Annotated in this window: 11 protein-coding genes; 4 read left to right on the forward strand and 7 right to left on the reverse strand. The window is 55.0% G+C overall.

Features of this window, described 5'->3' with window-relative positions; translation table 11 throughout:
• Positions 1-17 precede the first annotated feature (17 nt).
• Positions 18-1,088 (reverse strand): tRNA preQ1(34) S-adenosylmethionine ribosyltransferase-isomerase QueA, encoded by a 1,071-nt coding sequence (gene queA, locus K5Y30_RS07585; protein ID WP_222181543.1) that lies wholly within the window; start codon positions 1,086-1,088, stop codon positions 18-20.
• A gap of 183 nt (positions 1,089-1,271) precedes the next feature.
• Between queA and K5Y30_RS07590 the strand changes: the two genes are divergently transcribed.
• The 4 genes from K5Y30_RS07590 to K5Y30_RS07605 all read left to right on the forward strand — a co-directional run bounded on the left by K5Y30_RS07590 (position 1,272) and on the right by K5Y30_RS07605 (position 6,429).
• The gene (locus K5Y30_RS07590) at positions 1,272-1,853 is read left to right on the forward strand and encodes an ACP phosphodiesterase (protein WP_222181542.1); all 582 of its coding nucleotides are present in this window, start codon (positions 1,272-1,274) and stop codon (positions 1,851-1,853) included.
• Positions 1,854-1,945: 92 nt separating this feature from the next.
• Positions 1,946-3,196, forward strand: coding sequence for a mechanosensitive ion channel family protein (locus K5Y30_RS07595; RefSeq protein WP_192236718.1), 1,251 nt, complete (start codon positions 1,946-1,948; stop codon positions 3,194-3,196).
• A 190-nt stretch (positions 3,197-3,386) separates the two neighbouring features.
• A complete protein-coding gene (locus K5Y30_RS07600) occupies positions 3,387-4,196 on the forward strand; it encodes an inositol monophosphatase (protein WP_222210819.1) in 810 nt (269 codons plus the stop codon).
• Between the two features lie 286 nt (positions 4,197-4,482).
• Positions 4,483-6,429 carry an acyltransferase family protein gene (locus K5Y30_RS07605; protein ID WP_222210820.1) on the forward strand — a complete coding sequence of 649 codons (1,947 nt, stop codon included), beginning with the start codon at positions 4,483-4,485 and terminating at the stop codon, positions 6,427-6,429.
• Positions 6,430-6,475: 46 nt separating this feature from the next.
• On the opposite strand, the gene proY is transcribed toward K5Y30_RS07605, so the two are convergent.
• The 6 genes from proY to phoB form a co-directional block, all read right to left on the reverse strand.
• Positions 6,476-7,831: a proline-specific permease ProY gene (gene proY / locus K5Y30_RS07610; RefSeq protein WP_222181539.1), complete on the reverse strand. Its 1,356-nt coding sequence runs from the start codon at positions 7,829-7,831 to the stop codon at positions 6,476-6,478.
• Positions 7,832-7,898: 67 nt separating this feature from the next.
• Positions 7,899-9,218: a branched-chain amino acid transporter carrier protein BrnQ gene (gene brnQ, locus K5Y30_RS07615; RefSeq protein WP_222181538.1), complete on the reverse strand. Its 1,320-nt coding sequence runs from the start codon at positions 9,216-9,218 to the stop codon at positions 7,899-7,901.
• 402 nt (positions 9,219-9,620) lie between these two features.
• Complete coding sequence (locus K5Y30_RS07620; protein ID WP_222210821.1) at positions 9,621-10,724, reverse strand: cobalamin-independent methionine synthase II family protein; 1,104 nt, start codon at positions 10,722-10,724, stop codon at positions 9,621-9,623.
• 166 nt (positions 10,725-10,890) lie between these two features.
• A complete protein-coding gene (locus K5Y30_RS07625; protein WP_222210822.1) occupies positions 10,891-11,817 on the reverse strand; it encodes a PstS family phosphate ABC transporter substrate-binding protein in 927 nt (308 codons plus the stop codon).
• Positions 11,818-12,473: 656 nt separating this feature from the next.
• Positions 12,474-13,784, reverse strand: coding sequence for a phosphate regulon sensor histidine kinase PhoR (gene phoR, locus K5Y30_RS07630; protein WP_222181535.1), 1,311 nt, complete (start codon positions 13,782-13,784; stop codon positions 12,474-12,476).
• A gap of 20 nt (positions 13,785-13,804) precedes the next feature.
• Positions 13,805-14,494: a phosphate response regulator transcription factor PhoB gene (gene phoB / locus K5Y30_RS07635; RefSeq protein ID WP_007887040.1), complete on the reverse strand. Its 690-nt coding sequence runs from the start codon at positions 14,492-14,494 to the stop codon at positions 13,805-13,807.
• Positions 14,495-14,647 lie beyond the last annotated feature (153 nt).

Consider the following 14,647-nt stretch of genomic DNA (forward strand, 5'->3'; position numbering starts at 1 on the left):
GAAACAGTCTGATTCAATTATGCGCCGACGCTTTCGTCAGGCGCTTGTGGATTACGGGTGATGTACATCGCATCCCCGTAGCTAAAGAAACGATACTGCTCTGCCACCGCGCTGTGATAAGCCGCCATGGTGTGCTGATAACCGGCAAAAGCCGAAACCAGCATAATCAGGGTCGATTCCGGCAGGTGGAAGTTGGTGATCAGCGCATCAATCACCTGATAGTGATAGCCGGGATAGATGAAAATCTGCGTGTCATCGAAAAACGGTGCAATCAGCGCATCCTGGCTGGCCTTCGCGGCGCTCTCCAGCGAACGTACTGAGGTGGTGCCCACGGCGACCACTTTGTTGCCGCGTGCTTTACACGCCAGCACCGCATCCACCACATCCTGCGGCACTTCCGCGTATTCGGCATGCATGATGTGATCCTCGATGGTTTCAACGCGCACCGGCTGGAAAGTCCCGGCACCGACGTGCAGCGTGACAAACGCCATCTCGACGCCTTTAGCTTTCAGCGCTTCCAGCAGCGGCTCGTCAAAGTGCAAACCGGCGGTCGGTGCGGCGACGGCGCCGGGACGCACGCCGTACACGGTCTGGTACAGCTCACGGTCAGCATCTTCATCCGGACGATCAATATACGGCGGCAGCGGCATGTGGCCGACGCTGTTGAGAATATCCAGCACCGCGCGATCGTCTTCGAAGGCGATCTCAAACAGCGTGTCATGGCGCGCCACCATCGTGGCTTTGACGCTTTCGTCATCGCCCAGCAGCAGCGCTGCGCCCGGCTTCGGTGCTTTGGAGGCGCGCACGTGCGCCAGTACGCGCTTATCGTCCAGCATGCGCTCAACCAGCATCTCGATTTTTCCGCCGCTGGCTTTACGGCCAAAGACGCGCGCCGGAATCACGCGGGTGTTGTTGAACACCAGCAGATCGCCCGGATTGAGCTTATCCATCACGTCTGTAAATACGCCGTGGCTTAACGCGCCGCTTGGGCCATCCAGCGACAGCAAGCGGCAACTGCTTCGCTGCGCCTGCGGATAGTGGGCGATTAAGGATTCTGGCAACTCAAAGGTAAAATCGGCTACGCGCATGCTTCACTTCTTCAGGACTTAAAATCAGGCGGCATAGTCTAGCGGAAAAGCGGCAAATTCTGAACAACTGGCTGCGCTTCTGTGACTCTGCGAATACACAAAATAATTCGAGGTACAGGAAGGCGGCAAACGAGAGCAGCCATCACACCTGTAACTTGAAGTATGACGTGTATATAATGCGCCATGAACTTTCTCGCTCACCTTCACCTGGCGCAGCTGGCTAACAGCTCTCTGCTGGGCAATCTCATGGCCGATTTCGTGCGCGGCAACGTGCAATCACAATGGCCTGCGCCGGTGGTGGATGGCATTGCCATGCATCGTCGCCTCGACGTCCTGACCGATAACTTGCCTGAAGTGCGGATTGCGCGTGCGCTGTTTCGTCCGGAAACGCGGCGCGTGGCGCCCATCACGCTCGACGTGATTTGGGACCATTTCCTCGCGCTGCACTGGGATAAATTCCATCCGACGCAATCGCTGGTGGCGTTTACCGCTGCGGCTGAACAAGACATCGTGCCGCAGCTGGCGGGCACGCCGGAAGGTTTCATCGAGCTGAACGCGGTGATGTGGCGCGAGCGCTGGTTTGAGCACTATGCCGAACCAACGCGGCTGGCACGCGTGCTCAACGGCATGGCGCATCGCCGTCCGCGCTTAGCCGCGCTGCGCGACTCCTATCAGGATTTTGTTGATCACTACGAGCAACTTGAGCCGCTGTTCTTCCAGTTTTATCCGCGCTTAATGGCCGCCGCGCGCGCGCAAGAATTGTAATATTAGGTAATTCAAGACCCGTCTGTTGGACGGGAAATTTCTCATCACCTACCCTGCGTGACCTTAATCTTCGTCACACTCAGGGAAATCTCATGCAGCATCTTATTGCCAACCGGCTCGCAGAAGCCGGTCTTAGCTACACGCACATCCTGGCGTTGGGGATAGTGATTGCCATTATCTTTGCCATCTCACTGCTTACTCACGCCATTCTGCACCGCGCTATCTTGCCGCTGCTGCGTCGCTACACCGAGAAAAGTAGCCGTCAGTGGCCAAAAGCGCTGATTAACAGTCGCCTGTTTAGCCGCAGCGTCTGGCTGATGCAAGGTGTGCTATTCAAATTACAGACTGAACTCTTCCTGCACGACAGTGCTCAGATCTATGCAGCGCTGCTGATTTTCGCCCAGCTGTGGATGATGATCTTCGCCCTGCTGATGTTGTTCTCCTTGCTGGATTTACTGCAGCAGCTCAGCGCGAACAGCATGCTGGCACAGCAATTACCGCTGCGCGGTATTATCCAGAGCGTGAAATTGATCGCCGCCATTTTAATGGTAATCATGATTATTTCGCTGCTGTTGGGTAAATCGCCCGGCGTATTGATCACCGGACTCGGTGCCATGACCGCGGTGCTGATGCTGGTATTTAAAGATCCAATTCTGGGTCTGGTAGCCGGCATTCAGTTAGCCGCCAATAATATGTTGAAAATGAATGACTGGCTGGAAATGCCAAAATATGGCGCGGACGGCGCGGTCATCGATATTTCCCTGACCACGGTAAAAGTGCGCAACTGGGATAACACCATTGTAACCATTCCCGCTTACGCCTTAATTTCAGACTCCTTTAAAAACTGGCGCGGTATGTCGGAATCCGGTGGGCGTCGCATTAAGCGCAGCATTCATATTGATACCACCAGTATTGGCTTCCTTGATGATGCCATGATGCAGCAGCTGAAAAGTGCGCATCTGCTGGCACCGTATCTGGATAGCAAAAGCGAAGAAGTGGCCGCATGGAATGCGCAACTGGGCTGTGATTTAGATTCGCCACTCAACGGTCGCCGCCTGACGAATATCGGTACCTTCCGCGTCTGGCTGCAGAGCTGGCTGGAGCAGCATCCGCGTATTCATCAAGAGATGACGTTAATGGTGCGGCAGTTAGCACCAGGTGAAAACGGTTTGCCGCTGGAAGTGTATGTATTCACCAACACCACGGTGTGGAAAGAGTACGAGAATATTCAAGCGGATATCTTTGACCATATTTACGCGGTGCTACCTACTTTTGGTCTGCGCGTCCATCAATCGCCAACCGGTAACGACATGCGTCAAATTGGCGTAAGAACCCGCCATTAAGGCTTCATCCCGTATTACCCGCCAGTGAGAAGAAAAATTTCACTGGCGGGCTTTTCCCCCTCTTGTCACGCGCAGCCATCTGCGGCTTAATGAAGCCTTTCTTAACTTTTGTTAACTTCGTCACACAGCCAATACGCCATTTTTGGCGTCTGTTGTTGCTTCGCCAGCCTGAAAATCATAAGAGGGAAAGATGTCATCAGCTTCGCTTACCGAACTCGACGCACGTTATCATTTCGCCTGTGATGTTGCCAAAACAGCCGCCAGCCGGGCTCTATCCTGGTATCAGCAACGTCATCAATTAGTGGTTGAGCATAAGAAAGATCTGCAGGATGTGGTCAGCGAAGCCGATCGCAACGTTGAGGCATTGGTCAAGCATCTGATCCACGAACGCTTTCCTGACGATGCGGTGTTGGGTGAAGAGAGCGGCGGCAATACTGCTGGCGCACGCTTTATCTGGGTGCTCGATCCGATTGATGGCACCAGCAGCTTTCTTAACGGCTTGCACAACTGGTGCGTATCGCTGGCGATCGTTTGTGAAAACGAAGCGGTGATTGGTGTGGTGTGCGATCCCAATCATCATGAAACCTTTCACGCCTGCCGCGGCAAAGGTGCATGGGTTAATGATAAACGCATCCAGGCGCACAGCGCGCAGCAGCTCGATCAGGGATTGCTTGGTCTGAGCAGCTCCAACAGCCAACCGATTGAACCGCTGACCACTTTTATCAGCGCATTGCTGGCGCAGGGCGGCATGTTTATCCGCAACGGTTCGGGGGCGTTAATGAGTGCGTGGGCGGCGGCCGGTCGATTAATTGGTTACTACGAAGCGCATATGAATCCGTGGGATGGCTTGCCAGGCATTGTGCTGATGCGCGAAGCGGGCGGCATCACCAACGATTATCTGGCTAATCACGGCTTGCAGAGCGGCAATCCGGTGCTGCTGGCTAATGCAGTGATTTATCCGCAGCTGAAAGCGCTGCTGCCTGCGCATTTATCGTTATAATTTTCGTATTAGGTTAAGTTCGTAAAATTATGCGGACTTAACTTTTATTCAAAATTACTTAAGCGCGCTGTAAGTAATATTCCTAACAGCCTTGAGATTTTTCTCTTTTTTTTCCAAAAGTCCCGGAAACAATAAAAATACGATATACTGCACAGGTCAAACATCCCTTAGTAATACTCATTTTCTCTTTTTTGTAGTTTTTTCGGCGACAGGACGCGCCGATTTATTTTTTCTTGTAGCTTATTCGTCCCTGTCTGAAATAGTAATATCAATATGGATTTTGATTATGACTGCCTCTCACCGCTATCGTGCGGACATTGACGGCCTGCGCGCCGTTGCCATTATTCTGGTTGTGTTATTCCATTCCGGTGTTTCCGCGCTAAACGGCGGTTTTATTGGCGTAGACCTGTTCTTTGTTATTTCTGGTTTTCTGATTGGTGGCATCATTAGCAAAGAAATATCTGAAGGACATTTCTCGTTTTATCAATTCTATTTACGCCGTATTCGCCGCATTGCGCCCGCGCTGTTCTTTATGATGTCGATATTGCTGCTGCTCGGGTTTATTCTGCTCTCACCGCTGGAGTTCAGCCAGCTGGCGAAATACAGCGTGGCGGTATTTATCTCCGTGCCCAATATGTTATTGCTGAAAAGTGGTGACTATTTTAGCAGCGATGCCGATCTCAATCCGCTGTTGATGACCTGGTCACTGGGCGTCGAAGAACAATTCTATATCGTACTACCGTTTATTCTCCTGCTGGCGGCACGCCTTAAACGCTCAATGGCGGGTGTGGTGCTGGTGCTGAGCGCGCTATCGCTGGCGGCCTGTATCTGGCTGACGCCGCTTGCCAGCACCCATGCGTTCTACCTGTTGCCGACGCGCGCGTGGGAAATGGGCGCAGGCGTGCTGCTAGCATTGTGGAAGCCAAAGCCGCTGGAAGGTCGAGCGGCTAACCTGCTCAATCTGCTCGGCTGGTTGCTGATCTTGGCCGCCAGCCTGTTACTGACGAAACAAGACCGCTTCCCCGGCTGGCTGGCGCTGATCCCGGTACTGGCGGCGTGCCTGATGATTGGCGCACGCGGTGAGCTGAATAAACGATTACTCGAGAATGCGCCGATGCGCTTTATCGGCAAGGTTTCCTATTCCTGGTATCTGTGGCACTGGCCACTGCTGAGCCTGGCGCGCATCTGCAGCGATCATCCACTCAGCGTCTGGCAAGGATTGACCATCAGCGGCATAGCATTGGGCATTGCCTGGCTTTCATGGCGTTTCGTTGAGCAACCATTCCGTCAGGCAGGCAATCGCACACGTTGGGTCATTCCCGGCTATTGCGCCTCTTCGATTGTTGCTGCCGCTGCGATGGTGGTGTTGTGGCAAACCGGCGGCATGAAGTCGCGCGTAAGTGATGTGGTAGTGAATGGCGAATCATGGAAGATTTCGGCGCAGCGCAATCCCTGTCTGCTGGATTACGGCGCCAATCTCCCATCACAACTCGCGGAGTGCCAGCCGGTCAGCGATCGTCCCGGCATCGCATTGATCGGTGATAGCCACGCTGCAGCCTTGCGCAGTTCGGTAGCGGGTTATGCGTTGCGCCAGCAGAAGCCGCTGTTTCAACTTACCAAAGCTTCGTGCCCTTTCCTGCTTGATGCCACGCGCGTGGTCAGACAAATGCCACAACACGCGCAGCAGTGCATTAATTTCAATCAGCATGTCCTGAAGCTGGTGCTGAGCGACAAGATTGATGAAGTGGTGATCAGCGCTTATTGGGCGGCCGGCATGAGCCTGTTGCCGGGCGAAGGTTTCAGCGCCATCGGCGATGCACAGCAAAGTAATCTGGCCGCGCTCAAACTAGGCATGGATGGCGTGATAACGCAGCTGCTTCAGGCCGGAAAAAAAGTCACCGTGATTGAGGGAGCGCCAACAATAGCCATCGATCCTCTGCGCTTCAGTCATAACCGCAACATGCCGATTCGCCGTGTACTGAGCGCCTGGCTGGGCAAATGGGAAGCACCGCCGCTACTAAGCGAACGCACCACACTCTTCCAGTTACCTGAAGCAGCGGTCGAGAGATTATTGCAAAGCTATCAGCAGCATGAGGTGCGCGTACTGTCGCTGCGCGACAAGCTGTGCAATGAGCAGGGTTGTATGATTACCCGTGAAGGATTGCCGCTCTATTACGACCACAATCATCTGAGTCCATTTGGTGGCGAGATTGCGTTAGGAAAGAATTGGTAAATCAGGATAAACGGGGCGCCGTAAAAAGCGCCCCGTTCACATGTGATTAGCGCTTATGCTTTTTCACTAGCGGCCACGCCAGTAATAGCAGTGCAATCCACGCAAAACCAACGTACAGCGACACGCGCGTATCCGGGAAGTAACCAATCAGCCCAATAATGAAGGCCAGGAACAGCACGCCGAACCATGCGGTAGCGCTACCGCCCGGCATGGCAAAATCCAGCTTACCGGCTTGCTCTTTGCCAATCTTGCGGCGGAAGGCGATCTGCGACAGCAGAATCATGATCCACACCCAAACGGTAGCAAAGGTCGCCAGCGAGGCGATCACCAGGAACACTTTCTCTGGCATCAGGTAGTTGAGATACACCGCGATCAGCATCGCCAGCATCATCACCAAAACCGTCACCCACGGAATCCCACGATTCGAAACCTTCTGGAACACCTTCGGTGCGTGGCCCTGTTGCGCCATGCCGTGCAGCATACGCCCCACGCCAAACACATCGCTGTTAATCGCCGAAAGCGACGCCGTCAGCACCACGAAGTTAAGAATTGATGCCGCGGCAGCAATACCCAAATGCTGGAAGGTCAGCACGAACGGACTGCCAGAAGTGCCCACCTGATTCCACGGATAAATCGACATGATGACGAACAGCGTACCAACGTAGAACACCAGAATACGCATCGGTACGGAGTTGATGGCGCGCGGAATCGAGGTCTTCGGATCTTCCGCTTCACCGGCGGTAATCCCGATAATCTCAATGCCGCCGTAGGCAAACATCACCATCTGCAGTGACAACAGCATGCCGACGATGCCGTGCGCAAAGAAGCCGCCATTAGTCCACAGATTGTGAATGCCGGTCGGTTGGCCGCCGTTGCCGATGCCCCAGAAAATCATGCCGAAGCCGGCGAGAATCATGATGATGATGGTGGCGACTTTGAAAAAGGAGAACCAGAACTCCACTTCGCCAAATACTTTCACGCTCATCAGGTTGATGGCGCCAATAATCAGCACCACGCTCAGCACCCAAATCCAGTGCGGCACATCGGGGAACCACACGCCCATGTAGATACCAAAAGCCGTTACGTCGGCAATCGCCACAATCAGGATTTCAAAACAGTAGGTCCAGCCGGTGATGTATCCGGCCAGCGGGCCGAGATAATCCTGCGCATAGCGCGAGAATGAGCTGGCCTGCGGATTGTTGACCGACATTTCCCCCAACGCACGCATGATGATGTACGCCACCGCACCGCCGATGATGTACGCCAGCAGCACGCTTGGGCCCGCCATTTTGATGGCATCCGCCGAGCCGTAAAACAGCCCGGTGCCAATCGCCGATCCCAGCGCCATAAAGCGAATGTGGCGCGTGCTCAGTCCGCGTTTGAGCTTATTGGTTTCTTGCATAACACTCAGTACCTTGAAAATGAAAAACCACGGGCAAGCCCGTGGTTGGAATTAACAGCAATGTCGCTTACTGATGAACCGCGACCTGCTCACGTCCTTTTGCCCGATCAACTACCGCGGCAATCACCAGCATCGCCAGCGATGGCGGCAACCAGGAGAGTCCCTGATCGGCCAGCGGCAAATGCTGACTGAACAGCGGCAACACATCTTTAAAGCTGGTGGTTTTGATGGCATCAACGATACCGAACACCAGGCTTACCAGCATGGTCGGCGCGATGATACGCGAACTTTTGTTCCAGAACTTCAGCGTGAAGCTCAGAACCACCAGCACGATGCATGGCGGATAAATCGCCGTCAGCACCGGAATCGAGATCTGAATCAGATGGCTCAGGCCGAGATTCGACACCACCATCGAGAACAGGCCCAGAATAAATACCAGCGTTTTATACGACAGCGGAACGTATTGCGCAAAGAATTCTGCACAGGCGCAGGTCAGGCCAACCGCCGTCACCATGCAGGCGACGAAGATCAGTGCCGCGAGGAAGAAACTGCCCATGCCGCCGAAAGTCTGCTGCACGTAAGCATGCAGAATTTCAGCACCGTTGGCGCTCTGCGCCACTAATGCGCCGCTATCGTTACCGAGTTTGAACAGCGTCAGGTAAATCAGCGTCAGACCGATACCGGCGATGATGCCCGCCAGCATGGTGTAGCGCGTCAGCAGTTTAGCATCTTCAACACCGCGTGAACGCGCCGCATTGACGATAACGATACCGAACACCAGCGCTCCCAGCGTATCCATGGTCAGATAACCATTAACGAAACCGCTGGAGAAGGCGGCACGCTGATACTCTTCGGTGCCCGGCGAAACGCCACCGGCCGGCCAGATCAACACGGCAACGCCGAGCACAATCAGCGCCAGAATTTTCAGCGGTGCGAGGAAGTGGCCGACGGTATCCAGCAGTTTGCCCGGATACAGCGAGATGCCAATCACCAGCGCGAAGTAAATCAGGCTATAGATGAACAGCGGCAGCGCGCCATCGCCGGTCAGCGGTGCAATACCCACGGCAAAGGAAACGGTGGCGGTACGCGGCGTGGCAAACAGCGGGCCAACTGCCAGGTAGCAAACAGTCGCCAGCAGCAAGCCTGCCGCTTTACCAATCGGCGAGCTCAGCGCATCAATGCCGCCGCCCACGCGCGCCAGCGCGATAACGGTGATCACCGGTAAGCCAACAGCCGTAATCAGGAAGCCGAATGCCGCAATCCAAACGTGTTCGCCAGACTGAATCCCCACCATCGGTGGGAAGATGATATTTCCTGCGCCAACGAATAGGGCAAACGTCATGAAGCCCAGCGCCAGGATATCCTTGGAGGTTAAACGATGTGTCATAAACTTCTGTACTGCCTGTAGCTGATGTTGCGGTGGAAGTTGAGTTCGTGTTGTCCTCTGGATGCGCTAAAACGAGGGCTTATAAGGCAAGACCAGCGTGTTATGCGGGACTAATCGTTAAAGCGCAGGTGATTTAATCTACTTTTCTTCTGTTCGCAGAGGGATAAATCGACAACGGCGCAAATTAGAACGTTTATAGCGAAGAAAGGCAATACGGGATCGGAAAACCAGAAGGATATAACAAGATAGCGGGAGAAAGCAGTGAATCACGGTGGAATAGCGGCAAAACACCTCAGATGATTTGCTAAATGTTTCCTCAGTGCGGGAGATCTCTTTGCATAAATCAGCCTGTGGATGCACAAGAGGCGCGATTTACGCGCCTGTTTGGCTAACTTTACAGAATTACCAGACTGTTCTTGCTATATCGACCACCAGACGAATCTTCTGCCACTGCTGCTCTTCGCTCAGGCTGTTGCCCTCTTCGGTTGAGGCAAAGCCACACTGCGGGCTGAGGCAGATTTGATCGAGGCTGACGAACTGTGCTGCTTCCTGCAAACGCGCTTTCACCTGCTCCGCATCTTCCAGCTCGCCGTTTTTGGTGGTGATCAAACCCAGCACCACTTGCTGATGGCCAGGCTTGAGGAAGCGCAGCGGCTCGAAGCCACCTGAACGTTCGTTGTCATACTCCAGGTAGAAAGCATCGATATTCACGCCGCCAAACAGCACTTCGGCGACCGGCTCATAGCCACCTTCGGAGATCCAGGTTGAGCGGAAGTTGCCGCGACACACATGCAGCCCAACGGTCAGATCCTCTGGCTTACCTTCCAGTGCAGTATTCAGCACTTCAGCATAGATGCGCGCCAGTTCCTGTGGATCTTCACCACGCTCTCGGATCTGCTGCTGCTGTTCGGTTGAGCACAGATAGGCCCACACCGTGTCATCCAGCTGCAGATAACGGCAGCCAGCCGCATAAAACGCTTTGATGGCGTCTTTATAGGTCTGCGCCAGATCGGCGAAGTAATCTTTCAGATCGGGATATACCGTGGCATCGATCACCTTACGGCCACCGCGGAAGTGCAGCACGCTTGGGCTGGGAATCGTCATCTTGGCAACCGCATCGCCCGCCACGCTTTGCAGGAAGCGGAAATGATCCAGCATCGGGTGTTGAGGATTAAAGGCCACTTTACCGATGACTTTCACGCCGTGCGCTTTGGTCTGCACGCCGTTGAACTGAATGCCCTGCTCCGCTTCGAACAGCTCGACGCCGTGCAGATCGCCGAAGAAATCGAAGTGCCACCATGCGCGACGGAATTCACCATCAGTAACGATCTGCAGGCCGTTGGCACGCTGCTGTTCTACAACGTTGCGGATTTCGCGATCTTCAACCTGACGCAGTTGCTCAGCATTGATTTCGCCATTGGCAAACTGCACACGCGCCTGCTTGATGGCAGCGGGACGCAGAAAACTGCCGACGGTATCGGCTCGGAACGGGTTATGACGTGGCATCTTCTCTCCTGGCTGAGCACATAGTTGCGTCAGGGTATAATTTCGCTGGGTTATATCAGCCATCTGGACGGCTATATGTCCAAGAAGAATGCCACGCTGTTACCTTTTCGGCAACGGAAGAAAATTCAGCTTACATGAAACTATTTCATGTTCAGATGCACGTTCTTCAATTTCCCTCAATTGCCGCCCGCGCTTGCGCCATCTGGCTATCGGACAATGGCAGATAGCCGGCTTCGCTCACCCGACGCTGACCTTGTGGCGATAACACCTGATGCAGAAAGGCATTCACCAGCGGCGGCAGCGGTTTGCCGGGTGCTTTGTTGACGTAGATATAAAGCGGGCGCGACCACGGATAGCGGCCGCTGCGAATCGATTCGGCATCCGGCATCACGCTGTCGCCGTTCGCCGTGACCACCGGTAGCATTTTCACGCCGCTGAGATGAAAGCCAAAACTGGCATAACCGATGCTGTTGGACGTGGCGGCAACGGCTTGTACCACCGCCGCAGAGCCGGGGAATTCAGCGACATCAGCACGGAAATCACCTTTGCACAGCGCCTGCTGCTTAAAGAAGCCCCATGTTCCCGACGCCGAGTTGCGGCCATAGCGCTGGATGCTGCGCGTGGCCCACTGGCCTTCGCTCAGGCCAAGATCGCCCCAGCGCTGCGGCACTTGCTGCCCGCCGCACAGACGCGTGATGGAGAACAGCGCATCGAGTTGTTGCGGCGCGATGCGCGACAGCGGATTGTCCTGATTAACCACTACCACCAGCGCATCCATCGCCACCGGCACCGCCAGCGGCGGATAGCCGTAGCGCGCGGTAAAAAGTTGACGTTCGTCGATCTGCATCGGCCGGCTCATCGCGCCCAGCTGGGCAGCACCTGCCGCCAGCGCGGTCGGCGCAGTAGAAGATCCCGCCGCCTGCACCTGAACGTTGACGCCCGGCGACTGGCGGCTGAAATCCTCGCCCCATAATGTCATCAGATAACCCAGCGTATCCGATCCAACGCTGCTCAGATTGCCGGTTAGCATGGTTTGTTGGCCGTGTGCCAAAGCAGAGCAAAGCAGCAAGAGGGAGATCAACAGCGATTTCATTGGCGATTCCGCGATTCAGTAAGACGCCTATTCTGGAGCGGCGCGATTTATCACGCAATACATTGCGTATGGGTTGTTAATGAGGCGGGAATTGGTCTCCATGAAGGCGTAATGCTTGTCCATTAAACCAACGACGAGTGCGCAGGCCGGGGTCACTTTTGGTCCGGCGGTCCTCACGCCGCTTACGCGATACCTTCACTTCGCTCGTCTGCCTGACGGACCGGCGGAGACGGGACTTCCTTGTCCCGGCTCCGCCTTTCGCCCGCGTCCTGCGGGCTCTCCGGGCTTCCTCGCTTCGTTCAGCGCTGCGGATTGCCTGCCCAAAAGTGCCCCCGGCCTGCTCATAAACTTCAGTGCGTGTTGTTGAAAAGGACTCATTCGCTTCAGGCGCTGGCGCGTCTGCTGCGGCAAAAGGGCCATTCGCAGCGCTGAGGCTTTTACGTTGGGCCAGGAGCCTCGCGCATGGATGCGCGAGGCAGTTCGGGGTCGGCCAGGGAAGGCCGATCCGCGAACGGTCCGTCGGCACAACGTGGAAGCCGAAGGTACCGCGCTAGCGGCGCGAGGACGGCCCGTGACGCAGCAGATGTGTCAGCGCCCGCACCAAAAAGGCTTTATTAACTGATAAGTATGGCGCCATGAATAGCGATCCCATGACCTTAATTAACCTGCTCTTGCATCACGTTAGCCACAATCAAGCGTGGCGGCAGCAGGAAGCTGAAACAGGTTTCCTGATGCGGCACGCTGGTGATCTCCAGCCGCGCGTTGTGATGTCCCAACGCATGCTTCACGATCGCCAGCCCCAATCCGCTGCCGCCGGTGGCGCGCGAACGCGCTTTATCCACGCGATAGAAACGCTCGGTGAGGCGCGGCAGATGCTGCTCGCTAATGCCCGGCCCGTCATCACACACCTTAAACTGCGCGCCTTGTTTGGTGCGCAGCCAGCTGATGTCGATGCGCGTGCCATCCGGCGTGTGATTCACCGCGTTATAGACCAGATTGGAAATGGCGCTACGTAGCTGCTCATCATTGCCGAACACTTTCAGATGCGGTTCGGTATGGAAATGGATGGTGTGACGTCCCTGACTCAGCGTTTCCGCTTCACGCTGCAACAGCATCAGCATGCCCGGCACATCCACCGTCTCTTTGAGATCGATGGCTGGCGCCGCTTCGATACGCGACAAGGTCAGCAACTGCTTCACCAGACTGTCCATGCGGCGCGTCTGCTCTTGCATGGTATGCAACGCCTTGCTGCGCGTGCGCTCGTTCATCACCGCGTCGTCCATCATTTCCAGATAACCCTGCAATACCGTTAACGGCGTGCGCAGTTCATGACTGACGTTAGCAAAGAAGTTGCGTCGCGCGCCTTCCAGCTGGTGCATCTGGGTGACATCACGCGCCACCATCAGCCACTGACCTTCGCTGTAAGGCATCACGCGGAATTCCATATGATGCTGATTATTAAGGATCTGCGTCAGCGGCATGTCGAACTTGCGCTGACGGATATAGCGGGAAAATTCAGGATAACGCAGCAAATTGAGGATGTTCTGACCGTTATCTTCCGGCCAGCGCAAGCCAAGGTGCTGCTGCGCCAGGCCGTTGCACCAGAAAATAGTGCCCTCTTCGGTGGTCAGCACCACCGCATCCGGCAGCGATTCTGCCCCGCTGCGGAAACGTTTGATCAGATTGCCCAGCTCGCGCCGCCGCCGCCGGTTGCGCAATTGCATCTGGTACAGGCCATAAAACAGCGGTTCCCAGCTGCCGCGTCCGGTGGGCGGCGTCATTGAACGATCGACCCACAGCCAGTGCGACAGACGCATCAGATTTCTGAAGTGCCAGAACATCACGCCGGTCACCGCAATCAGCAGCAGCCACGGCAGATATCCGAACAACAGACCCAACACCAGCGCAGGTAAACAGACCAGCGCCAGCTCGGTCAACAATCTCTTCCAGGAGAGTCGTTCCAGCACGGTAAACACTCCGTTTACGTTTAGTAGCGGGCAGAGAAACGATACCCTGTTCCGCGCACGGTTTGAACCATGCGATCGTGGCCGGTTAATTCCAGTGCTTTACGTAAACGGCGAATATGCACATCGACGGTGCGATCTTCGACATACACATTGGTGCCCCAAACATGGTTCAGCAGCTGTTCGCGGCTGTACACGCGTTCCGGGTGGGTCATAAAGAAGTGCAGCAGTTTGTACTCGGTCGGTCCCATCTCCAGCGGCGTGGTTTCCGACATCACGCGATGTGAGGAAGGATCGAGGCTCAGGCCCTGCATCTCAATCACCTCTTCCACCGCCATCGGCGAAATACGGCGCATCACCGCTTTGATACGCGCCATCAGCTCTTTCGGTGAGAATGGCTTGGTGATGTAATCATCCGCGCCCACTTCCAGACCGCGCACGCGATCTTCTTCTTCCCCGCGCGCCGTCAGCATCATCACCGGAATGTCGCGCGTCATGGCTTCGCGCTTCAAATGCTTAATAAACTGAATCCCGCTGCCGCCGGGCAACATCCAGTCCAGCAGAATCAAATCAGGCCAGGGTTCGATCAGCTTACCAATCGCGCTGTCATAATCTTCCGCCTCAATAGGCTGGTAATCATTCTGTTCCAGCACGAAACATAACATTTCACGGATGGGAGCTTCGTCTTCCACAACCAAAATGCGCTTAGCCATTGTAACTCCTGCTAGTGTGACACCGTGTCACTGGGATTTGCGGCGCCATTATGCGTCAGTTTTGTGACACTTTTATGAAAACACCGCCCTAAGATAGATAGATAAAAAACAGAAATGTCACAATAAAATTCTGCTTTTTTTCTTTGTGATCTT

Source organism: Pantoea sp. DY-5 (genome assembly GCF_019795955.1).
GTDB lineage: Bacteria > Pseudomonadota > Gammaproteobacteria > Enterobacterales > Enterobacteriaceae > Pantoea > Pantoea leporis.

Excerpts from the sequence above, each read along its gene's own strand:
- phoB (WP_007887040.1), bottom strand. The coding sequence starts at position 14,494 with ATGGCTAAGCGCATTTTGGTTGTGGAAGACGAAGCTCCCATCCGTGAA.
- K5Y30_RS07605 (WP_222210820.1), top strand. The coding sequence starts at position 4,483 with ATGACTGCCTCTCACCGCTATCGTGCGGACATTGACGGCCTGCGCGCC.
- proY (WP_222181539.1), bottom strand. The coding sequence starts at position 7,831 with ATGCAAGAAACCAATAAGCTCAAACGCGGACTGAGCACGCGCCACATT.
- K5Y30_RS07595 (WP_192236718.1), top strand. The coding sequence starts at position 1,946 with ATGCAGCATCTTATTGCCAACCGGCTCGCAGAAGCCGGTCTTAGCTAC.
- brnQ (WP_222181538.1), bottom strand. The coding sequence starts at position 9,218 with ATGACACATCGTTTAACCTCCAAGGATATCCTGGCGCTGGGCTTCATG.
- K5Y30_RS07625 (WP_222210822.1), bottom strand. The coding sequence starts at position 11,817 with ATGAAATCGCTGTTGATCTCCCTCTTGCTGCTTTGCTCTGCTTTGGCA.
- queA (WP_222181543.1), bottom strand. The coding sequence starts at position 1,088 with ATGCGCGTAGCCGATTTTACCTTTGAGTTGCCAGAATCCTTAATCGCC.
- K5Y30_RS07600 (WP_222210819.1), top strand. The coding sequence starts at position 3,387 with ATGTCATCAGCTTCGCTTACCGAACTCGACGCACGTTATCATTTCGCC.
- K5Y30_RS07620 (WP_222210821.1), bottom strand. The coding sequence starts at position 10,724 with ATGCCACGTCATAACCCGTTCCGAGCCGATACCGTCGGCAGTTTTCTG.
- K5Y30_RS07590 (WP_222181542.1), top strand. The coding sequence starts at position 1,272 with ATGAACTTTCTCGCTCACCTTCACCTGGCGCAGCTGGCTAACAGCTCT.